The 21751-nt window shown below is 68.4% G+C and carries 18 protein-coding genes and 1 pseudogene; 10 read left to right on the top strand and 9 right to left on the bottom strand.

Annotated elements, in window-relative coordinates; all coding sequences use genetic code 11:
* Nucleotides 1–11: 11 nt before the first annotated feature.
* Nucleotides 12–293 (bottom strand): YiaA/YiaB family inner membrane protein, encoded by a 282-nt coding sequence (locus ACPCUW_RS30485; RefSeq protein WP_423428656.1) that lies wholly within the window; start codon nucleotides 291–293, stop codon nucleotides 12–14.
* Nucleotides 294–432: 139 nt separating this feature from the next.
* On the opposite strand from ACPCUW_RS30485, the gene ACPCUW_RS30480 reads away from it, so the two are divergent.
* Genes ACPCUW_RS30480 through ACPCUW_RS30470 form a run of 3 tightly spaced genes read left to right on the top strand, consistent with a single transcriptional unit; the run spans nucleotide 433 to nucleotide 3320 of the window.
* The gene (locus tag ACPCUW_RS30480) at nucleotides 433–2190 is read left to right on the top strand and encodes an alpha/beta hydrolase (RefSeq protein ID WP_423428655.1); all 1758 of its coding nucleotides are present in this window, start codon (nucleotides 433–435) and stop codon (nucleotides 2188–2190) included.
* 58 nt (nucleotides 2191–2248) lie between these two features.
* Entirely contained in the window at nucleotides 2249–2905 is a 657-nt protein-coding gene (locus ACPCUW_RS30475; protein WP_423428653.1) for a CPBP family intramembrane glutamic endopeptidase, read from the top strand.
* A 28-nt stretch (nucleotides 2906–2933) separates the two neighbouring features.
* Nucleotides 2934–3320 carry a sterol carrier family protein gene (locus ACPCUW_RS30470; protein WP_423428652.1) on the top strand — a complete coding sequence of 129 codons (387 nt, stop codon included), beginning with the start codon at nucleotides 2934–2936 and terminating at the stop codon, nucleotides 3318–3320.
* A 25-nt stretch (nucleotides 3321–3345) separates the two neighbouring features.
* Here ACPCUW_RS30470 and ACPCUW_RS30465 read toward each other — a convergent pair whose 3' ends face one another.
* Complete coding sequence (locus ACPCUW_RS30465; protein ID WP_423428650.1) at nucleotides 3346–4623, bottom strand: YhgE/Pip domain-containing protein; 1278 nt, start codon at nucleotides 4621–4623, stop codon at nucleotides 3346–3348.
* Between the two features lie 175 nt (nucleotides 4624–4798).
* Between ACPCUW_RS30465 and purF the strand changes: the two genes are divergently transcribed.
* Nucleotides 4799–6403, top strand: coding sequence for an amidophosphoribosyltransferase (gene purF, locus ACPCUW_RS30460; protein ID WP_064902309.1), 1605 nt, complete (start codon nucleotides 4799–4801; stop codon nucleotides 6401–6403).
* A gap of 114 nt (nucleotides 6404–6517) precedes the next feature.
* On the opposite strand, the gene ACPCUW_RS30455 is transcribed toward purF, so the two are convergent.
* On the bottom strand, nucleotides 6518–7141 hold the full coding sequence (locus ACPCUW_RS30455; protein ID WP_030517429.1) for a TetR/AcrR family transcriptional regulator: 624 nt from the start codon (nucleotides 7139–7141) through the stop codon (nucleotides 6518–6520).
* Nucleotides 7128–7994, bottom strand: a complete 867-nt coding sequence (locus ACPCUW_RS30450; RefSeq protein ID WP_063018076.1) for an alpha/beta fold hydrolase — start codon at nucleotides 7992–7994, stop codon at nucleotides 7128–7130. The genes ACPCUW_RS30455 and ACPCUW_RS30450 overlap by 14 nt, the downstream gene beginning before the upstream one ends.
* Nucleotides 7995–8181: 187 nt before the next feature.
* Between ACPCUW_RS30450 and purM the strand changes: the two genes are divergently transcribed.
* Entirely contained in the window at nucleotides 8182–9300 is a 1119-nt protein-coding gene (gene purM / locus ACPCUW_RS30445; RefSeq protein WP_051756841.1) for a phosphoribosylformylglycinamidine cyclo-ligase, read from the top strand.
* Between the two features lie 333 nt (nucleotides 9301–9633).
* Here the strand turns inward: purM and ACPCUW_RS30440 are convergent, their stop codons facing one another.
* The 4 genes and pseudogenes from ACPCUW_RS30440 to ACPCUW_RS30425 form a co-directional block, all read right to left on the bottom strand.
* A complete protein-coding gene (locus tag ACPCUW_RS30440) occupies nucleotides 9634–9840 on the bottom strand; it encodes a DUF3073 domain-containing protein (protein WP_063018105.1) in 207 nt (68 codons plus the stop codon).
* Nucleotides 9841–10025: 185 nt separating this feature from the next.
* A complete protein-coding gene (locus ACPCUW_RS30435; protein WP_063018077.1) occupies nucleotides 10026–10985 on the bottom strand; it encodes an asparaginase in 960 nt (319 codons plus the stop codon).
* A gap of 206 nt (nucleotides 10986–11191) precedes the next feature.
* Nucleotides 11192–11815: pseudogene (locus ACPCUW_RS30430) on the bottom strand (MOSC domain-containing protein); the annotation flags it as partial.
* Between the two features lie 23 nt (nucleotides 11816–11838).
* Nucleotides 11839–12954: a YgfZ/GcvT domain-containing protein gene (locus ACPCUW_RS30425; protein WP_396927087.1), complete on the bottom strand. Its 1116-nt coding sequence runs from the start codon at nucleotides 12952–12954 to the stop codon at nucleotides 11839–11841.
* Between the two features lie 165 nt (nucleotides 12955–13119).
* On the opposite strand from ACPCUW_RS30425, the gene ACPCUW_RS30420 reads away from it, so the two are divergent.
* The 5 genes from ACPCUW_RS30420 (at nucleotide 13120) to cydC (ending at nucleotide 20448) form a co-directional block, all read left to right on the top strand.
* Nucleotides 13120–14034: an aminodeoxychorismate lyase gene (locus ACPCUW_RS30420; RefSeq protein WP_423428646.1), complete on the top strand. Its 915-nt coding sequence runs from the start codon at nucleotides 13120–13122 to the stop codon at nucleotides 14032–14034.
* Between the two features lie 165 nt (nucleotides 14035–14199).
* The gene (locus tag ACPCUW_RS30415; protein ID WP_063018081.1) at nucleotides 14200–15648 is read left to right on the top strand and encodes a cytochrome ubiquinol oxidase subunit I; all 1449 of its coding nucleotides are present in this window, start codon (nucleotides 14200–14202) and stop codon (nucleotides 15646–15648) included.
* 10 nt (nucleotides 15649–15658) lie between these two features.
* A complete protein-coding gene (gene cydB / locus ACPCUW_RS30410) occupies nucleotides 15659–16720 on the top strand; it encodes a cytochrome d ubiquinol oxidase subunit II (protein ID WP_063018083.1) in 1062 nt (353 codons plus the stop codon).
* Nucleotides 16721–16726: 6 nt separating this feature from the next.
* The gene (gene cydD, locus ACPCUW_RS30405) at nucleotides 16727–18733 is read left to right on the top strand and encodes a thiol reductant ABC exporter subunit CydD (protein ID WP_423428644.1); all 2007 of its coding nucleotides are present in this window, start codon (nucleotides 16727–16729) and stop codon (nucleotides 18731–18733) included.
* The gene (gene cydC, locus ACPCUW_RS30400) at nucleotides 18730–20448 is read left to right on the top strand and encodes a thiol reductant ABC exporter subunit CydC (protein ID WP_423428642.1); all 1719 of its coding nucleotides are present in this window, start codon (nucleotides 18730–18732) and stop codon (nucleotides 20446–20448) included. Before cydD ends, cydC begins: the two co-directional genes overlap by 4 nt.
* Before the next feature lie 356 nt (nucleotides 20449–20804).
* Here the strand turns inward: cydC and ACPCUW_RS30395 are convergent, their stop codons facing one another.
* Nucleotides 20805–21596, bottom strand: coding sequence for an FABP family protein (locus ACPCUW_RS30395; RefSeq protein WP_423428641.1), 792 nt, complete (start codon nucleotides 21594–21596; stop codon nucleotides 20805–20807).
* Between the last annotated feature and the right edge of the window lie 155 nt (nucleotides 21597–21751).

Here is a 21751-nt window from a genome sequence, read left to right as displayed (position 1 = left end):
ACGCGGTCCGCTCACGCCCGGAACGGATCGTGTTCGGCCATCAGCTTTTCCACGCGGGCCTCGTCGATGCGCTGATGGACGCGCGCGGACTCGAACTGGTCGCGGATCACCTTGGCAAGGGTGAAGGCGCTCGAGACCATGAACAGCGTTGTCATCAAGAGGAATCCGCGCTGCCAGATATCCAGCGGCAGATAGACGATGCCCGCGGTGGCGGCGACGAAACTGACGCCGAAGGCGATCGCGGCCTGGGCCAGGAAGGCGGGGCTGCTCTTCTGCTGGGTGGGAGTGCTCATATCGTCGAGTCTGCGGTCCCGGGCCGCGGGGAACGTGCGTAGAACTACTCGAGTACCCCGGGTAATTCCCGCTGTAGGCGTTGTTTGCCTCACGCGGCGAGGTCCCCGATTTCGGCACGCCGACCGCCATACTTGACGGGTGCTCGATACCGCCGAGACTCTCACAACGCTGCGTACGCGCGGCGTTGTGGTCTATCGGCGGGGCCTGCGGCTGCTGCGCCGGCTCGAGGACGACATCATCGCCCTCAACTACGTCGGCCTGGTCACCGCGACAGTGTTTTTCGCCTGGTCGGTGACGCCGTCACTGCTGCCGCGCGACTGGTTGTTCCAAGGTCTGATCAGTGGTCTGAACGCCGCCATCGGTTACGGCGTGGGCTGTCTGCTGGAGTGGGGCTTTCGCAGACTGATCCGGCCGCGCTTGCGTTTTCGCGCACCGTCGCTGCGGATTCGCTATGCGGTGAAGGTGACGATCCTGACGATCTGCCTGCTGACCGCGATCTACATGCTCGTCCTCTCCGCCGACTGGCAACGGCAGATCTACGGCCTGATGGATATGGAAGGCACCACGCGCGCCGCCTATCTGCGCACCGGTGGGCTCAGCGTCGCGGTGGCCGCGCTGGTGGTGGCGATCTACCGGACGGTGCGGTGGATCGTGCGGTTCTTCGCCCGTCTGCTCAGCCGCTGGGTGCGGGTGCCGCCGCAACTGGCCCCGAGCGTCGGCGCGATCGTGCTGGCCGTGGTGGCGGTGCTGCTGTTCAACGGTGTGTTGTCGGAGGCCTTCTTCACCGTCGCCAACTCGGCGTTCAGCGTGCGCAACGACAAGATGACGCCGTACGCCGTGCAGCCGACCGAACCCGAGCGCTCCGGCAGCCCCGTGTCCCTGGCCAAATGGGACACGCTCGGGTCGGAGGGTCGGTGGTTCGTCTCGCACGGGCCCGATGCCTTCCGCATCGGCGCGGTGACGGGAAAGCCCGCGCGCGAACCGGTTCGGGTGTACGTCGGTCTCGGATCGGCGGCCGAGGGACAGACCCAGGAACAGCTGGCGGTCGCCGAACTCGAACGCACGCACGCCTTCGACCGCAAGGTGCTGGTGATCGTCACCACCACCGGAACCGGATGGGTGAACTCGACGACCGCGGGCGCGCTCGAGTACATGTACGGCGGCGACACCGCGATCCTCGCCTCGCAGTACTCGTATCTGCCGAGTGTGCTGTCGTTCCTCGCGGACCGGCAGAAGGTCGCGGTGGCGGGGAAGAAGATGTTCGACGCGGTCTACGCCGCCTGGTCGGCGCGACCGGCGCAGTCGAGGCCGAAGCTGCTGGTGTACGGGGAAAGCCTGGGTTCGCAGGGCTCGGAGGCGGCCTTCGACGGCCTGGCCGATCTGCGCGCCAAGGTCGACGGCGCGCTCTGGGTGGGCCCGCCGAATTCCAATCGGCTGTGGAAACAGTTCGTCGAGCGCCGCGACCCCGGCACCCGCGAGGTGGAACCGATCTACGCCGACGGTCTCGTGGTTCGATTCGCTTCCACCGCAGCGGATCTGACGAAACCGTCACCGGAATGGCGGCGGCCGCGCATCGCCTACCTGCAGCATCCCTCCGACCCCATCGTCTGGTGGTCACCGGATCTGATCTTCTCCCAACCGGATTGGCTCTCCGAGCCCCGTGGCTCCGACGTGTCCACGCAGATGCGCTGGTGGCCGCTGGTCACCTTCTGGCAGGTCGCCGCCGATCTGACCAATGCCCAAGGGGTCAGCGACGGGCACGGCCACAACTACGGCACCCTCGTCCTCGACGGCTGGGCCGCGGTACTGCCGCCTCCGGACTGGAATCCGCGACTGCAGGAGAACATCCGGACGCAGCTGGAACTGTCGGAAGCGTTCGAACGCGCGGTGAAATGAGCACAGTGACGAAAACCTCGCGCTACGTCTGGAACGTGCACTCGCGAGGTGCGGGTCGGTGAACATCCGAAGCGTGGCGCGCACCCTATCGGCGTCGTGCATCGCCCTGATGTGGAGCAATCTCGTGCTGCCGAGGCTGGGGTCGGGCATACGGGGTCGCACGGTCGCCAACGCCGCGTTCGCGACCGGGTATGCCGCGGTATTCGACGGCCGGCCGGAGTGGCTTTCTCGACGCGGTTGGGCTTGGGGCGCAGCGGCATTCGGTGCGATCGGTACTGCTTACGGTGTCGGGCTCGCCGTACCGGGGATCCGGGATGGAATGGCGGAGTTCGCCGAGCGCGAGCCGGAGGTGAGTACGGCCGAATGGGTCGGCATCCACATTCCGGTGGGCACCGTGTACAGCGAGGAGCTGATCTTCCGGGGGACGCTGGACCGGCTCTTCGACGACGCGGGGTACGTGCGGACGTATGGCGGCGCAGTGGTTTTCGGCCTGTGGCACATTCATCCGGCACGGTCCGCGGGTGACAGCATCCCAGCCACTGTCGCCTTCACCGCCGCGGGCGGGCTGCTCTTCTCCTGGCTGCGTCGCCGCACGGGCAGTGCGACGGCACCGGCGCTCGTTCACCTCGCCCTGAATGCCGGTGGCGCGCTGGCGCCGCGAGTAGCGGTGGCGCTGCGTGACCGGCGCATCGGCCGGGGTGTATCGCACCGCTGAGTCCGTTCGGCTCGCTACGCTCGGTGGAATGGCGCGACGTTCGGCTGTGGACCCTGCTCAGGTGCGTGATTCGGTGGCGGCGCTCGGCGCGTGGCTGCGCGACGAGTCGGCGACCCAGCCGGCACGGTCCGAGCTCGCGGCGGCCGTGCGTGGGACCGCGCGGAGTCTGGCCGCCGCGGCGCCGGGCGCCTCGGTGGAGGTGCGGGTGCCGCCCTTCGTGGCGGTGCAATGTATCGAGGGGCCGCGGCACACCCGGGGGACGCCGCCGAATGTGGTCGAGACCGACCCGCGGACGTGGTTGCTGCTCGCGACCGGACTGCTGGATTTCGACGCCGCGGTGGATTCGGGGGCGTTGAGCGCCTCCGGAATCCGGGCGGGGGAGTTGGCCCGCTGGCTGCCGCTGGTCGCGCTGTGACCCAGCCCGGGGCGGGCGCTGTGACCTAGGCCGTAGCGGCTTGGGTACGATTGATCGGCTTGCGCTCCAACCCTTTTCGGTCGTAGAAGCGCGTTACGACCACGCCGAGCACCACACCGATCGTGAGGCCGAGCACGGTCATCCAGAAGCCGCGGGTGAAACCGGCCGCGCCGTTGCCGTCGAAATACAGCAGCGAACGCACCGCCAGGAACACCTGGTGCATGGGTTCGAAGGTGGCCAGCCAGCCGAGGTACTTCGGTGTCGCCTCGATCGGAACCGTGCCGCCCGAGGACGGCAGGCCCAGCACGATGAACAGGATCATGTTCACCAGCAGTCCGGCCGAACCGATCGCGGCGAGGATGGAGATACCGGTGAAGCCGACCGCGATGATCGCGAGCACCCCGTAGAGGTACAGCCCCAGCGGATTGTCCAGCGGCATTCCCAATGCCGCGCCGATGCCGAGCAGGATCGCGGAGACCACGACCGCGGCCACCGCCATGACCGCCCATTTGATCAGGAGCGTGCGAAGTCTCGAGACGGGTGTGGCGGGATAGTGCACGTACCACGGCCCGTATTCGGTCGGTATGAAGCCGAGGGCCGAGTCGATCATGGTGTGCACGATCATCGCGCCGAGCATGCCCGCCATCAGCAACAGCAGTGCGTAGAAGAACGCCGTCAGCCCCTGGCCGGAACCGCCGGGCAGGGGATGGAACTCCTGCACCAGGATCTGCAGCGGTTGCGCGAGGGTGAGGCGGGTAGCACCGGACAATTCGGGGGCCGGTGGGCCGCCCGGCGCCGGGGTGAGCTGAGTCCGCACCTGCTCGGTGAGCTGCTGTCCCACCTTCTCGTTGATCTGGGGCAGCGCCTGATCCCCGAAACGCACCACGATCTGCGTGGCGTAGGTGCCCGACCGCGGATTGGTCAGCAAGGTGATGATCGGCCGCTCGATATCGCCCGGTATGACACTGCCCACACCCAGGATCCCGAGTCGCTTACTGAAATCGCTGGGGATGACTACGGTGCCGTAGACCTGGCCGTTCTGCATCTGCTGCTGGGCCTCCGGCAGCCCCAGTACGCGCAGATCGATCTGGTTGGCGGGCACAGCCGCACGCAGCCCGTCGGCGACCTGATCGCCGAAGTTCACGTGTTTCTGCTGGCCGGGCGCGCCGAGCGTCTCACCCACATCCTGGTTGACCAGGGCGATCGGGAAGTCGTGCAGATTCCGCTGGGGGTCGACGACATAGTCGAGATACAGCAGGCCCAACAACGCCGCCACCACTGAGACGACCGCCACAGGGAACATCCATCGAAACGGAATAAGCCGCCGTAGATTTCGACTTTGTACTGCGGTGTCGATACTCGCCACGGACGAACCGTAGCAGCAAACAGCTCGCCACCCGGAGGATCCGGACGTGGGTTTCGCGCGGATGACCCGTAGAATGATGAGTGCCCCCCGCCCGACTAACAGGGAGCAAACGGTGACCCACGCCGATCTGTCGATCCCGAAGACCGCCGCAGGCCTAAACTCCTCCGCAGTCGACGAGCCTGAGAACGAACCCCGCGAGGAGTGTGGCGTCTTCGGCGTCTGGGCTCCGGGCGAGGATGTGGCCAAGCTCACGTACTACGGCTTGTACGCACTGCAGCACCGCGGCCAGGAGGCCGCCGGTATCGCGGTCGCGGACGGCTCGCAGGTACTGGTGTTCAAGGATCTGGGCCTCGTCTCGCAGGTCTTCGACGAACAGACGCTGGCGGCGATGCCGGGGCATATCGCCATCGGGCACTGCCGGTACTCCACCACCGGTTCCACCATCTGGGAGAACGCTCAGCCGATCTTCCGCACCACGGCCGTCGGCACCGGACTTGCGTTGGGACACAACGGAAATCTGGTCAACACCGCCGAGCTGGCGACGCGGGCCCGGGAATTGGGTCTGATCAACGGCCGCCTGCCGGGCAGTGCGATCACCGCCACCTCGGATTCGGATGTGATGACCGCGCTGCTGGCCCATGCCGCGGCCGACAAGAGCATCGAGCAGGCGGCCATGGAGTTGCTGCCCACGCTGCGCGGCGCCTTCTGCCTGACCTTCATGGATGAGCACACCCTCTACGCGGCGCGGGATCCGCAGGGTGTGCGGCCGCTGTGCCTGGGCCGCCTCGACCGCGGCTGGGTGGTTGCCAGCGAGACCGCCGCGCTCGACATCGTGGGCGCCTCGTTCGTCCGGGAGATCGAGCCCGGCGAACTGCTGGCGATCGACGCCGACGGAGTCCGTTCGCTGCGGTTCGCCAACCCCGAACCCAAGGGTTGTGTCTTCGAATACGTCTATCTGGCTCGGCCGGATTCGACGATCGCCGGTCGCTCGGTGCACGCCACCCGGGTCGACATCGGCCGCCGGCTGGCCGCCGAACATCCCGTCGAGGCCGATCTGGTGATTCCGGTCCCGGAGTCCGGAACGCCGGCCGCGGTCGGTTACGCCCAGGGCTCCGGCGTGCCGTACGGCCAGGGCCTGATGAAGAACGCCTACGTGGGCCGCACCTTCATCCAGCCCAGCCAGACCATCCGCCAGCTCGGTATCCGGCTCAAGCTCAACCCGCTGCGGGAGGTGATTCGCGGGAAGCGGTTGATCGTGGTCGACGACTCGATCGTGCGCGGCAACACCCAGCGCGCGCTGATCCGGATGCTGCGCGAGGCCGGGGCGCTGGAGATCCACGTGCGCATCGCCTCCCCGCCGGTGAAGTGGCCGTGCTTCTACGGCATCGACTTCGCCTCCCCGGCCGAGTTGATCGCCAACGGCGCGGGGCCGGAAATGGCCGAGGGGTCACAGGATTCGGAAGCGGCGATGGTCGAAAGCGTGCGACGTTCCATCGGCGCCGACAGCCTCGGCTATATCTCGCTCGAGGGCATGATCGCGGCCACCGAGCAGCCGCGCACCCGCCTGTGCTGTGCCTGCTTCGACGGCAAGTACCCGATCCCGCTGCCCGATGAGGCTGCCGTCGGCAAGAACGTCCTCGAAGGAATTCTCTCCGGTAAGCCGGAATCGGAACTCCTGGGCGAGAATGCCAACGCGAGCGCGCTGAGCCGCCCCTGAGCGTCACGCGTGACGTCGTGGCCGGGCCGTTCGTCGTGGCGGTCCGGCATGTGTCATCGAAGATCGAGTCGACTTGGGGCGCACGCACATTCGGTGCCGAGCAGGTTCGAGAACCTACAGGCTCGGTGACGTGCTGGGCGGTGTGAGCAATCCGCCGAGCATCATCAGAATGCACTGCTCGGCCTCGGCGCCGGCCGCATCCGGATCGTCGGCGTGCGCGACGATCATGCCCGCCTCGGTGATCGCGGCCAGAATCAATTGGGCCAGGGTCCGGACCGGGACCGCGGGCGCGAGGCCGGACTCGACGGCCAATTCCAGCTGATTGGTGATCAGCCCGAGGCCGTGGCGCGCTTCCATCTCACGCCAGCCCTGCCAGCCGAGTACCGCAGGGCCGTCGGACATGGCGATCCGGACCGTTTCCGGGCGGCGGCTGATCATGAGGAAGGTGTGCAGGCCGGTCGCCATCGCGGCCAGCAGATCGGTCGGGTCGGGCAGGGTATCGATCGCATGCCGGACCTCCTCGGTGTTGTCCGCCTCGAGCTGTTCCAGTACCGCGATGAACAGGCCGCGCTTGTCGCCGTAGTGATGATGCAGCGCGCCGCGGGTGACACCGGCCGCGGCGACGATCTCCTCCGCCGACACCGCGGAATATCCGCGTTCGGCGAACAGCCGCCGCCCGACCGACTCGAGACTCGCCCGCGTCGCGCGTGATCTGTCCTCCTGGCTACGGCGTGGCATGCAGCCGAGTGAACTCCACGATCAACTGGCTGAGCAACTCGGGCTGGTCCTCCGAGATGAAGGTGAGTGAATCCTCGATCGTGTGCAACGTGGCATCAGGCAGATCGTGTGCCAGCCGCTGCGCGAAATCGAGCCGGAACACCTTGTCCTCGGGGGCCCAGGCCAGCAGCACCGGCAGATCCCACTCGCCGAAAGTGCGTGCGGCCGCGAGGGTATGGCGCTTGTGGATATCGCGCAGGAACCGGCGCAGATCGGCGCGGATGGCCGCGGAATTGCGGCTCGGCAGCAGGTAGGAATCCGCGATCTCGTGCGGCAGCGGCTCTTTGGTGACCAACCCGTAGGCGAGGGGCAGCCGCTGCGCCGGCCGGAAGCGCAGGCTCTGCAGAATCGCGGTGAGCAGGCCGGGTACGCGCGAGAGCCGCGGCAGCGGAGTGAACGGTTGCGGGAAGAACTTCTCGTAGGCGTCGCAGTTGGTGAACACCACGCGCCCGACCCGGCTGCGATCGCGCGAGAGCATGATCTGCGTGATCGCCCCGCCGGTGTCGTTGGCCACCAGGGTGACGTCGGTGAGGTCGAGTTCCCGCAGGAACGCGGCGATCAGATCGGCCGCGCCGGTCGGGGTGAGGTCGGCGGCCGGCATCGGCTCCGAATGCGAGCCGAACGGCCAGTCCGGGGTGAGGCAGCGATGCCCGGCGGCGGCGACGTCCGGTACCACCTTGCGCCACAGATCGGCGTTGACGAGCAGGCCGTGGACGAAGACGACCGGCGAGCCGGAACCGGTGTCGTGATAGCGGATGCGGCCGCCCGGCACGGCGACGTGTCGAATCGGGCCGAGGCTGGTGCTGATTCCCATGACATGCCTTCCGGAGTGGGTGTGATGTGTTCCAGAGTTACCTACATACCGTATGTATGTCAACGGTGGATGTGACGGTAGCCTCGAATCCGTACGTGCAGCCCAATACCGGTGCAGTCTCGTTATCCGGCTCCGGTAGCGTGATCAGGCATCTGTCCGCCGATTCGGTTTGGAGCTTTCCCGAACAATGACTGAGCAGACCCCGAGTGGTGCCGGTGTGAACGACACCGGCGCCGACGAGGCCCAATCCGGAGGCGCGTCCTACGCCGCCGCCGGTGTCGACATCGAGGCCGGCGACCGCGCAGTCGAGTTGTTCGCGCCGCTGGCCAAGAAGGCCAGCCGGCCCGAGGTGCAGGGCGGTCTGGGCGGTTTCGCCGGATTGTTCGCGCTCAAGGGTGGCTACCGGGAACCGCTGCTGGCCGCCTCCACCGACGGTGTGGGCACCAAGATCGCGGTCGCGCAGGCGCTGGACAAGCACGACACGGTCGGCCTTGACCTGGTCGCCATGGTCGTCGACGATCTGGTCGTCTGTGGCGCGGAACCGCTGTTCCTGCAGGACTACATCGCGGTCGGCAAGGTGGTTCCGGAGCGGGTCGCGCAGATCGTCTCCGGCATCGCCGAGGGCTGCATCCAGGCCGGATGTGCGCTGCTGGGCGGCGAGACGGCCGAGCATCCGGGCATGATGGGCGCCGACGACTACGACATCTCGGCGACCGGCGTCGGCGTCGTGGAGGCGGACGAGGTGCTGGGCCCGGATCGGGTCCGGCCCGGCGACGTCGTCATCGCGATGGGCTCCTCGGGCCTGCATTCCAACGGCTACAGCCTGGCGCGCCGGGTGCTGCTCGACATCGATCGGATGGCGCTCACCGGGCACGTCGAGGAATTCGGCCGCACCCTGGGCGAAGAGTTGCTGGAACCTACCAAGATCTACGCCAAGGATTGTCTGGCGCTGATCGCGGAGACCGATGTGCGCACCTTCGCCCACGTCACCGGCGGCGGGCTGGCGAACAATCTGGCCCGCGTGCTGCCGGCCGGGCTGGTCGCCGAAATCGACCGTGGCACCTGGAATCCCGCGCCGATCTTCAAACTGATCGCGCAGCGCGGCCGGGTCGAGCGGGCGGAGATGGAGAAGACCTTCAACATGGGCGTCGGCATGGTCGCCGTCGTCGCCCCCGAGGATGCCGATCGTGCGCTCGCGGTGCTGACCGCGCGGCATATCGAATGCTGGACCTTGGGATCGGTCAAGAAGGCCAAGGACGCCGATGCCGCGCGCGTGGCGCTGGTCGGGGAACATCCGAGGTTCTGAGCGGACACATCGACGCCTCCTCGCACGGTTCGGGCGGGGAGGCGTTGTCGTCTCGGGAGGCGTCGTGTCGGGGGTCGCTAACGACGCGCTCACGGGTTGCCCACGGCACCACTCCGGGGCGGTCGGACGGCGAAGCGTCTACCGTGCGCGACGGTGGAAATCGGAGCAATCCGAACTCGGGTAATGCCGCCCTGGGTATCGGTGATACCTGCGGCGGCAACCCGTACTACGAGCCCTCATCGAGGTGGGGATCGGTCGATCTATCGGCCGAAACGCTGCCGACGTGCGAAGGGGGAGGCCCCTCAGGCCTCCCCCTGCATACGTCGATCCGAGTCAGCGGCGCCAGTCGTCGTAGTCCTCATCTTCCTCCCAGCGCTTGAGCGATTCGTCCGAATCGTGCTCTTCGGACAGCACACCGCTCCGCCGGGGGGAGTGCCCCGACAGCTCGCGCTGAAGGCTCGCGAAGTCGGTCGACGGCGAGCTGTACTTCAGCTCGCGTGCAACCTTGGTCTGCTTTGCCTTAGCCCGGCCACGGCCCATGGCTGACCCCCTCGCGTCACTGCGGGGCGGCCTGGGGTGGTTGGCGGCCCCGTTCGAATTAATAATCTTCCTGACAGACACTTTAGCGTGTGTCAGGCGGTCGCGCTTCCAGGAGTCGGTGAAGACTCCGGAACATCCACCGTTCGCGGGGCCGTCGAGCGGGGGTTCGCCGAAATGGTGAGCTTCTACACCGCCCCCGGGATTGCCCGGATGATGCCGACCCGGGCCCCGCCGCCCAGGACCGGCGGCCCGGCGAGCGCGGCGTGGGCCTCGGTCCACTCGACCCCCATACGCTGGAGAATCGCCTGCGTCAGCGGCATCCGGGCCCGGTCGTGGCCGTCATCGATCTTATAAGCGAAGGCGCGGCCGTCCGGCAGCGCGCCCGCGTGCACACCGTCCGCTCCGATCTTGCAGACCAGTCCGGGGGTCGCCCGCATGGTCTCGAGATCGGGGGCGCCCGTGCCCGAAATCACTCGCGGGTGGTGGCGAATCGCATCCGCGACCCGGCGTTCCGGCGATCCGGGGGCCGCGGTGGCGAGGCCGGCGTAGGCGCGGGCGAGATTGATCAGCGAGACCGGGACGATCGGCAGGCCGCAGCCGTCGATGCCGAGGTCGGTCTCGGGTTCGCCGGTGATCTCGGCGATCGTCGCCGTGACCGCCTGCTGCAGCGGATGGGAGGGGTCGAGATATCCGATGGTCGGCCAGCCGTTGATCACACAGGTCGCCAGCATCGCGGCATGTTTGCCCGAGCAGTTCATGTAGATCTTGCGAGGGGCCGAGTGCCGGTCGCGCGCCAGTGCCTCGGCGCGGGCCTGTTCGCCCATCGGCAGATCCGGCGGGCATTCCAGACCGTTCTCGTCGAAGCCGAAGCGGTCCAGCAGCCGCCGCACCAGCGCCAGATGGTCGGGTTCGCCGAAATGCGAGGCGGTAGCGATGGCGAGTTCGGCCTCGTCCACCGGCTCGAAACCGTTGCGCAGCAAGGTGATCGCTTGCATGGGCTTATTGGTCGACCGCGGGAAGATCGGCAGATGCACCTCGCCCCGGGCCAGCGACGGTTCCCCGTCGGGTTCGATGATCACCACCGACCCGCGGTGCACGCATTCGCGGAATCCGGAGCGGACCACTTCCACCAGCTCTACGCTCACGGCCGATCTCCTCGTTCGGCGGTTCCGCACGCCGTCGCGGCCGGTATCGGCTGCGCCCCGCCGACCGGCGCGGGGTCCGGCAGCGCCCCGTTCGATGCAACGGTGGATGCTTCCGCGCCCGCTGCCCTGTCCGGCACTGCCGCGGCGCGAATCTCCTCGTGGAGTTCGGTGTTGCGCGTCCGGTTGGCGGCCCGCCGCGCATGCCGGGCGATCTGCATGCGCACGTCTTCGGAGATCGTCGGTTCGGCGGCCAGCAGATGTTCCAGCCGTGCCGGATCGTGTCCGGTGAACAGGTCGCGCACCGTGATGCCGTGCTCGGGGACGTGGTCCACGTGCACCCGGTCGCCCGCGCCGATCGTGCCCTCGGTCAGCACTCGCAGATAGGCGCCGGTATCGGCCTGCAGCGTGAAGCGCTTGACCCACTGCTTCTCGCCCGACCAGTGCCCGAAGGTCGCGCAGGGCACGCGCGGTGCGCTGACCTCGAGCAGCGTGTCGCCGACGCGCCAGCGTTCACCGATCACGGCATCGCTGACGGGCAGCCCGGACACCCGCAGATTCTCGCCGAACCAGCCTGGCGCAAGCGTGCGGCCCAGCTGCTCGCCCCACTGCCGCGCGTCCTCGTCGGCGTAGGCGTAGACGGCCTGGTGGACGCCGCCGTGATGTTTCGTATCGCAGACGCGGTCACCGGCCAGTCCCAGCGCCCGGACCGCCACCCGGTCGGCGACCGGGCGTTTGTCGATCGCGGTCCGGCCGACCCGGCTCACCTTCGCGGGCACCTCGAGTTCGGCATGGAGCACACAGACCGCGAGTACGTGGCCGATCGCGCCGATTTCCCGGGGCGCTGCGGGCGCGCTCACCGGCCGCGCAACTTGTCCACGGCGAGCCGGCCGGCCTGCGGCTCGTCATCGGACGGGATCGAATCCGGATCGATGGCGGCGGCCATCGGACCGGCCTCCAGCCGGGTGTCGGCGGGGATGGCGCGTTTGACCAGCGCGAGTGCGATCGGCCCGAGTTCGTAGTGGTCGATCACCGTGCCGAGGCGGCCGACCGCGCGGCCACCGGCGGTCACCGCGTCGCCGGCCGCGGGCCGGGCATCGGCGGAGCCGTCCAGATGCAACAGCACCAGATGCCGCGGCGGTTTACCGAGATTGTGGACGCGGGCGACGGTTTCCTGTCCGCGGTAGCAACCCTTGTTCAGATGGACCGCGCCGAATTCGTCCGGGCCGCCGATCCAGTGGGCCTCGTGCGGAATGGTCCGATCGTCGGTGTCGAGGCCGATGCGGGGCCGCAACGCCGCCACCCGCAGCGCCTCGAAGGCCCACAGCCCGGCCGGTTCGGCGCCGGCCGCGGTCAGCGCCGACCACAGTTCGCTCAGCCGGTCGCGCGGCACGACCAGGTCGTAGGAATCCTCGGTGGGCCACGGCATGCGACGCAGGAATCCGCCGCCGGGCAGGGCGACCGCGCCGTACACCTCCGGCAGCGCGGCGACGCCCAGCGTCTCGGTCAGCTCGCGCACCCGCGGCCCGAGCAGGCTCAGGACCGCGTGGTCCGGTGCGGCCTCGGGTTTCGCGTCGGCCCAGAAGACCATCTTCTGCAGGAAGTCGAGCAGTGCGGGGCCACGATCGCCTTCGGTGTCGATCCACACCGTGCCGTCGAGTTCGGTCAGCACGAAGTGGTGCTGGACGCGGCCGTTGAGGTCCAGATCCAGGTTCTCGGCGGACCGGCCGTCGCTCAACTCGGCGATGTGCTGGCTGGAAATCGTGTGCAGCCAGCTCAGCCGTTCGGCGCCGGTGATCCTCGCCACGAAACGGTGGGAACGGTCCACGAGGGCCACGCGCTGGGCCGCGGCACGCTGTTCCCCGAAGGGATCGCCGTAATGCCAGGCGACCGCGGCATCGGGACTTTCGGGCGGGCCGGGCACGGCCCCTGGGAGACCGAGCAGTGGACTGGGGGCGGCAACCACGGACACGTTTTCCACAATAGGCGGTCGCGCCGACCCGCGCCGCGCCACAGGTTGCCGCAGGTATGCGGTGAGTGTGCCGTGGATATGCCTGTGGGCGCGGGGCTCGCCCGGGCGTTGCCCGACGATTGCGTACCCACGCCTGGAGCGCTCGATTCGCCTAGGCTGCCACGCATGGTGGATCGAGTTCTGGTGACACTCGACGGTACCGTCCGGAATCCGGACGAGCCGTTGCTCTACGCGGACGATATCGGCACGTTGCGCGGCGACGGCGTCTTCGAGACGGTGCTGGTGCGAGACGGTAAAGCGAGTGCACTGGAATTACATCTGGCTCGGCTACGCCGTTCGGCCCAGGCACTCGACCTGCCCGACCCGGATGTCGCCCAGTGGCGCAGCGCCGTGGAGTCGGCGGTCAAGGAATGGGGATCCGACCGCGAGGGCGTACTGCGCATGATCGTGACGCGGGGCCGCGACGGCGCCGAGTCCCAGCGCGTCGGTTCGGGCGAACTGTCCGGCCCGGCACCGGATCTCACCGGCTACGTGCTCGTGAGCCCGGTCGCCGAGCGGGTGAGTAAGGCTCGCGCCGAAGGCATCTCGGTGATCACTCTCACTCGGGGCATCTCCACCGAACTCGCGACCACCGCCCCGTGGCTCCTGCTGGGTGCCAAGACGCTCTCCTATGCGACGAATATGGCGGCGCTGCGGTTCGCGGCCCGCCAGGACGCCGACGACGTGATCTTCACCAGCACCGAGCACCGCGTGCTGGAGGGGCCGCGCTCGACGGTCGTGATCCAGCGCGACAAGCAGTTGCTCACCCCGCCCGCGCGCGACGGCGTGCTGTCCGGCATCACCCAGCGCGCCTTGTTCGCCGAGGCGGGCAAGGCCGGCTGGGACTGCAGCTACAAGTCGCTGTTCACGGCGGATCTCGTTACCGCCGACAGTGTTTGGCTGCTGTCGAGCATCACGCTGGCCGCGCGGGTGGCGACACTGGACGGGCTGCGGATGTCGGCACCGGACTGTGCCGAAGAAATCACGGATCTGGTGAATCGCGGGATCGAACGAGCCTGGAATATCGCCGACTGGACCTGATTCGACCGCGGTGTCGGAGCGTCGAAAGCGGAACCCGTTACCGCGCAGCAATAATTGTTGGAATGTCGTGACGTAGGACTCGTTGATCCACGGCTGTACCGGCGTAGGCTCTACTACGACATGTCGTAGTACGTGGATGTCCCGCATGACACAGGAGGCCGCCGGATGGATGTCGTCGACGTCTCACGTTGGCAGTTCGGGATCACGACCGTCTATCACTTCATCTTCGTACCGCTCACCATCGGCCTCGCGCCCATGGTCGCCGGGATGCAGACCGCATGGGTGATCACGGGTAAGGATCACTGGTACCGGCTGACGAAGTTTTTCGGCAAATTGTTCATGATCAACTTCGCGCTCGGTGTCGCCACCGGCATCGTGCAAGAGTTCCAGTTCGGCATGAACTGGAGCGAATACTCCCGCTTCGTCGGCGACGTATTCGGCGCCCCGCTGGCCATGGAGGGCCTGGCCGCGTTCTTCCTGGAATCGACCTTCCTGGGTCTGTGGATCTTCGGCTGGTCGCGGCTGCCCAAACTGGTGCACCTGGCCACCATCTGGCTGGTCGCGATCGGCGTGAACGCCTCGGCCTTCTTCATCATCGCCGCCAACTCGTTCATGCAGCATCCGGTCGGCGCCCGCTACAACCCCGAATCCGGCCGCGCCGAACTGCAGAGCATCGGCGCACTGCTGACCAACAACACCGCGCTGGCGGCCTTCCCGCACGTCGTGGCGGGTGCGTTCCTCACCGCCGGCACCTTCGTAGCCGGCATCGGCGGCTGGTGGATGGTTCGCAACGCCCGCTCGGGCCATCCGGAGCTGCTGGAAGAGGCGCGCGGTATGTGGCGGCCCGCCGCCCGCGCCGGGATGTGGGTGATCGTGATCGCCGGCATCGCATTGGTATTCACCGGTGACATCCAGGGCAAGCTGATGTTCAAACAGCAGCCGATGAAGATGGCCTCGGCGGAATCGTTGTGCCACACCGAAACCGACCCCGACTTCTCGATACTCACCGTCGGCACCCACAACAACTGTGACAGCATCACCCGCGTCCTCGAGGTGCCGGGCGTGCTGCCGTACCTCGCCGAAGGCCGGTTCAGCGGCGTGACGCTGCAGGGCGTCAAGGACCTGCAGGCGAGCTACAATGAAAAATTCGGCCCGGGTGACTATCGGCCGAATCTGTTCGTCACCTACTGGACCTTCCGCGCCATGATCGGCTGGGCAGTGGGTTCGGCGGCCATCGCGCTGCTGGGCTTCTGGATGACCCGGCGCGGACGGATCCCGGATCAGCCCTGGTTCAAATGGCTGAGCCTGATCTGCATTCCGACGCCGTTCCTGGCCAACAGCGCGGGCTGGGTCTTCACCGAGATGGGCCGCCAGCCCTGGGTGGTCGCACCGAATCCGACCGGGAACCCGGCCATCCGGATGACCGTGCAGCAAGCCGTCTCCGGGCATACCGCGGGCACCGTGCTGGCCTCACTGATCGTCTTCACGCTGGTGTACGGCGCACTTGCCGTCGTGTGGTTCTTCCTCATGCGGCGCTATGTGATCGAGGGGCCCGAACAGCCACCCGCGGAGACGGAAACGTCTGCGGTCGAGAAGCTTTCGTTCGCGTACTGAGGAGCCGAGGATGAGTCTGCCCGAATTCTGGTTCTTGCTGATCGGTGTCCTGTTCACCGGCTACTTCGTGCTCGAGGGCTTCGATTTCGGCGTCGGGATACTGATGCCGATCATCGGCCGCGGCGACGAAACGCGAAAGCGCGCCGTACTCAACACGATCGGACCGGTCTGGGACGGCAACGAAGTGTGGCTGATCACCGCGGGCGGCGCGATGTTCGCGGCCTTCCCGGAGTGGTATGCCAGCCTGTTCTCCGGGTTCTACGTAGCACTGCTGCTGATCCTGGTGGCGTTGATCGTGCGCGCGGTGGCGATCGAATGGCGCGGCAAGATCCACGATCCGCGCTGGTACAAATGGTGCGACGCCGCGATAGTCTTCGGTTCCTGGGTGCCCGCGCTGGCCTGGGGACTGGCCTTCGCGAATATCGTGCACGGAACGCAGCTCAACGCGCAGCGGCGGATCGAGGGCGGTCTGCTCGGCCTGATCAACCCCTACGGGCTGCTCGGCGCCCTGACGCTGCTGCTGTTGTTCATCCTGCACGGTGCGGTGTTCATCGCCTTGAAGACCGGCGGCGATATTCGCGACAGCGCCGAGCGGACCGCCCGCGTGATCTGGTTGCCGGCCACCGTGGTCGCCGCCGCGTTCGCGCTGTGGACCCAGCTCGCGCACGGCCAGGGCTGGACCTGGATCCCGTTGGGCGTGGCGGTATTCGGCCTCCTGCTCGCCGGTGGTGCGGTGCTGCGGCATCGCGACGGCTGGGCGTTCACCGGCACCGCCGTCACCGTGGTCGCCGCGATCGTGCTGCTGTTCGGTGCGCTGTTCCCGTACGTGCTGCCGTCCACCATCGACGCCGCCTACGGGCTGACCGTCGACGGCCGGATGGTCGACGGGCATCCCACCGTCAGCGCCTCCTCCACGCATTACACGCTGGTGGTGATGAGCTGGGTCGCGGTGGTGCTGACTCCGGTCGTGCTGATCTACCAGGGCTGGACGTACTGGGTCTTCCGCAAGCGCATCACCGTCGAGCAGATCCCGGCGCCGATCGGCCTGTCGATGCGCAGCGGCGCGCGGTAGGTCCCGATGGCCCGTCCCGTCGATCCCCGGCTGTGGCGCCATGCCCGCTCGGCCCGCCGATATCTGATCATCAGCGTGGGACTGTCGCTGGTGATCACGGCGGGCATCGTGGTCGCGGCGCTGATGCTGGCCCGGATCGCGGCGGGCGTGATCACCGATCCCGGGCAGCGCACGATCGGCGCGTGGACCACCGAGCTGGCGATTCTGGCGGCGGCGATCGCGGTGCGGACGGTGGCGAGCTGGTGGCAGTCGCGGCTGGCGCATCGAGCCGGCGCACAGGTCGTCGCGGAGTTGGAGAATTCCGTCCTGGCCGCCGGAGCCGCCCTGCCGCCGCGGGAGCTGGATCGGCGGCGAACCGAACTGGCGGTGGTGGTCGGCGACGGGCTGGGCGGATTGCGCGCCTATCTCACCGGATATCTGCCCGCGTTGCTGCTCGCGGTCCTGGTGCCGCCCGTCGTGCTGGCCGTGATCGCGGTGCACGATCTCACCGCGGCGATCATCATCCTGGTGACGCTGCCGCTGATCCCGATCTTCATGATCCTGATCGGGCTGATGACCCAGGGCCGTGCCGCCGACGCCCTGGCCGCCACCACCCGGCTGTCGGATCAGATGCTCGACCTGTTCGCCGGCATGCCGACGCTGCGGGCGCTCGCCCGGGAAACCGGTGCGGCCGAGGACGGTGCGCCGACCATGCGGCATCGGGTGCGCGAGCTCGGCGAGGCGCTGCACAAGCGGACCATGGCGACGCTGCGGATGGCGTTCCTGTCGTCGATGGTGCTGGAGATGCTGGCGACCCTGTGCGTGGCACTGGTCGCCGTGTCGATCGGCATGCGGCTGGTCTTCGGGCATATGGGCCTGTACGCCGGTCTGCTGGGCCTGATCCTCGCCCCCGAGGTCTATCTGCCGCTGCGTGCGGTGGGGGAGAGATTCCACGCGGCGCAGGACGGAATGGCCGCTGCCGAACGGGCTTTCGCGATACTGGAGCCGGACCGGACCGAGCGGGACCTGACCGCGGGCGTCACCGGTGCGCGGGAAGTCTCGGTGGAGGCCGACGCGCCCACCGAACCTCGGCGAGCAGATGCCCGCAGCGTCCGGCGATCCGGCGAGCCGCGCGCGGCGCGAGTCCCGGTGACGGTCGAACCGGGGACCGGAGACATCGAGCTGCGTGACGTGTGGGTGCGCGCGCGGGACGGGTACGCACCCGCCGGATTGTCGGGTGTGCTGCGACCGGGAGCGGTGACCGCCCTCATCGGTCCCAATGGAAGCGGGAAATCGACTGCGCTGCAAGTGATATTAGGTCTGATGGCGCCGGAGCGGGGTACGGTTCTGGCGGGTGGGCGCCCGGTCGGCGAGCTCGATCCGGACGGGTGGTGGTCGCACATCGCTTGGTTGCCGCAGCGCCCGGTGCTGCTGCCCGGCACGTTGCGAGAGAACCTCGAACTCTTCGGCGCGCAAGCTGGTGACGGCGGGCGCCGCGGTACGAGCGGCCGCGCCGAGGCCGTCGACAATGCTTGTGCGGCAACGGGTTTCGACACAGTACTCGACGAACTTCCGGACGGTTGGGACACCGTGGTGGGTCCCGGCGGCGTCGGTCTGTCCCTCGGCCAGCGCCAACGCCTGGCATTGGTTCGCGTGCTGGCCGCCGACCGCCCGATTCTGCTCTTCGACGAACCCACCGCCCATCTCGACGAACACAGTGAGGCGACGGTCCTCGCCGCCCTGACCGAACGGGCCCGCGCGGGCGCGACGGTCGTCGTGGTGGCGCACCGCCCCACCGTGCTCGCCATCGCGGATCACATCATCGAGGTACACGCGCGGGCGGACTCGGACCCGGCGGAAGATCATGCCGCGCAACGAGAGTCAGCCGGCCCAGAATCGGATGGGTCGGAGCCCGCCGCTCCTGCGGAGGTGGAGGGGGCGAACGAGGTGCGGCGTGGCGATGCGCGCGCATCGGGCACGTCCGTGGCGCCGATCGGAGTCGGCCGGGCGATGACCAGGGGGTGGACGCCGTGAAATCTCTATGGGCCGAACTGCGGGAGCTGCGGCGGGTTTCGGAGATCTCCCCGTGGCGCGTGGTCGTATCGATCTGCTGGGGAACCGTCGCGCTCGGCAGTGGGCTGGGGTTGGCCGCGCTGGCGGCGTGGTTGATCGCACGGGCATGGCAGATGCCGCCGGTGCTGGACCTGAGCGTCGCGGTGGTCGCCGTCCGGGCACTGGGCATCTCGCGCGGACTGTTCCGCTATATCGAGCGGTTGTCGGCCCACGACGTCGCGCTGCGCGCCATGACGACGGCCCGCACGGCGGTGTATACGGCGTTGGCGCGCACCGACATCCGGTCCCTGCGACGCGACGGCCGGTCCGAGGGCGACGTCACCGGTTCGACGGAACGCGGCGCCGGGCGGGAGGCCGGGCTACTGCGCCGGGGTGATCTGCTCACCCGGATCGGCGCGGATATCGATGACCTGGGCGCCGTGATCGTGCGCGCGGTCGTCCCCATCGCGGTCGCGATCCTGCTCTCGCTCGCCGCGGTAGCCCTGCTCGCCACCATTTCCGTGCCTGCCGGGGTGATTCTGGCGGTGGCTCTGCTGGTCTCCGGCGGGTTCGCGCCCTGGCTGTCCGCGCGCGCGGCGCGCGACGCCGAACTGGCGGTGCAATCCGATCGTGCCGAATTCCGGGCCGCGGCCGTGACGGTGCTCGATCACGCTCCCGAACTGCGGGTCGCCGGTCGGCTCGACACGGCGATGACGGCCGCCGCGACGGCCGCCGAGCGCGCGGTGCGTGCCGAGGACCGGGCGGCCTCGCGCAGCGCGTGGGCGGCCGCGGCGACTCCGCTGTCGATCGGGGCCAGCGTTCTGGGCGCCTTGCTGATCGGAATCGTGTTGTACGGCAACGGCTTCGGCGCGCCGGCCGAACCGTTGCAGCCCGCGCCGGCCGGCGGGATCAGCCCGATGGCCTTCGCGATCCTGGTGCTGCTGCCGTTGTCGGCATTCGAGGCCGTGGGGGTGCTGCCCGCCGCGGCGCAGGCCCTCACCAAGGGCCGCGCCGCCCTGCGCCGCATCCGTGCCCTCGACGCGGTCGAGCCGCCGTCGGGGGCCGGCGATCCGGGCGACCGCGTCGTGCCGGCCGACAGCGGCGACCTGCGTGCCCGCCTGATCCACGCCTTGCCCGACCTTCCGCCGGGCCGCCGGATCGCCGTGGTGGGCCCGAGCGGGGCGGGCAAGACCACGCTGCTGATGAGCTGGGCCGGACTGTTCGACACCCCGCGCCCCGGGCGCACCTTCTTCGCCGAGGACGCCCACGTATTCGGCACCTCGGTCGTGGAGAACCTCCGGGTGGCCCGCGGCGACGTGACCGACGCTGAGGCCGAAAGCGCCCTGCGCGCGGTCGGTTCCGGGCCGTGGCTCGATACTCTGCCGGAGGGACTGGAAACGGATCTGGTCGGAGGCGCGGCCGCACTCTCGGGCGGGCAGCGCCGGCGTCTGCTGCTGGCGCGCGCTCTCGTCGCCCCCGCCGACACCCTGCTCCTGGACGAACCGACCGAACATATGGAGGCGGCGGCGGGCGCCGACCTGCTGCGCGCACTGCTCGACGAAACCAGCGGTCTCATCGACCCGGATCGCACGGTGGTCGTCGTGACCCACCAGCTGCCCCCCGATCACCGCGCCGACACCGTGGTCGCGGTCGCACCCGGCGGCGAGATATCGATCACTCGCCGCGTCGCCGCCTGACCCGGCGAAAACCCAGGTCGGCACCGGAATTCGGCTCTGCGAAAAATCCGTTGCAGCTCCTCGGCCGCGGCCGGTAGTTTCGTCTGTACACGGGAAAGGAGGTGGTTCGAAGAATGGATATTCAGAGGACGCGTGAGGTGGCTGCCGGTTGAGCGCCACAGCCGCGGTCCCCGTACCGCGGCCCGCTGCAGTGGATTCGGTCCCCGCGCGAGCGCTGAACTAATCCAAGGCAGTCACCCGGCCCCCGAGCCCCCGGTTTGTCCGACCGGGACCGCGAGAGATCAGATCTCCGCGGTACGGCTCGGGGGCCGTGCTCTTTCGGCCCGAGATCAGGGCCGACGTTGCCCGGGCTCGGCTCAGCCGATGTAGCGCTGGAGGCGGGCGGACAGGCGAGGTTTCAGCGCGCCGTCGGCTTCCACTCGTTCCTCGACGTAGCCGAGGTCGCCGCCTTCGACGATGCCGTAGAGGCGTTTGGCGCCGCCGACCACCGCGCCGGACTGGCTGCGGATCACGACGTCGGTGGCCAGTTCCCAGGACGACTGGGTGAGGGCCTGGCCGTAGAAGAGTTCGACGATGCCGGAGCTGTGGGTCAGCAGGAGTTCGATGACCTCGTCGTCGCCGTCGATGCCGACCCGCCAGAAGCCGCTCTCGCGCAGATCGGGGCCGGAGTAGTTGCCTTCGGCGTCGATGACCCAGGAACGAGAATCCCAGGACAGATAGTCGCCACCGTCGTGGGAGACGATGATCTGCTGGCCGAAGTGGTAGTCGCCGCCGCGCTCGGGATCGTTGCCCTCGCCCTCACCGCGCCAGACGCCCACCAGGGGCAGCAGCGCGAGCATGGAGGCACTCAGATCGGGACCCAGCCGCAGATTCGCGGTGTCCTCGGGCAGCGGCAGACCCGGCAGCTGCGGAATGTTGCGGCCGCCGGTGGATTTGGCGCGCTCGGCAGCCTCGGCTACCGCCTCGTCGCCACTGCGGCGAGCAGCGTCATTGTCGCTGCGGCGAGCCGCGTCATCTGGACTGCGGCGAGCCGCGTCATCTGGACTGCGGCGAGCCGCGTCATCGCTCTCGTGCCCCTCGGCATGCGCCTGTGAGGCGTGACCGTTGCTCGCTGCGTTTTCGACGTTCTCGCTCGCCGAATCGGTCACGACTCGGTGAAGAGCCGGTAGAGGACGTACAGCCCGAACCAGGCGATCAGCACGGAGCAGATGACCAGCAGAATCTCGAAGGTTAAGACCACATATCGGAGTTTAACGACCCGCTCGGCGAAGACGAAAACGGCCCCGGGAAAACGAATCCCGGG

The organism is Nocardia sp. AB354, assembly GCF_049538315.1.
GTDB classification, from domain to species: domain Bacteria; phylum Actinomycetota; class Actinomycetes; order Mycobacteriales; family Mycobacteriaceae; genus Nocardia; species Nocardia nova.
This window is presented reverse-complemented; position numbering and strand designations above follow the sequence as displayed.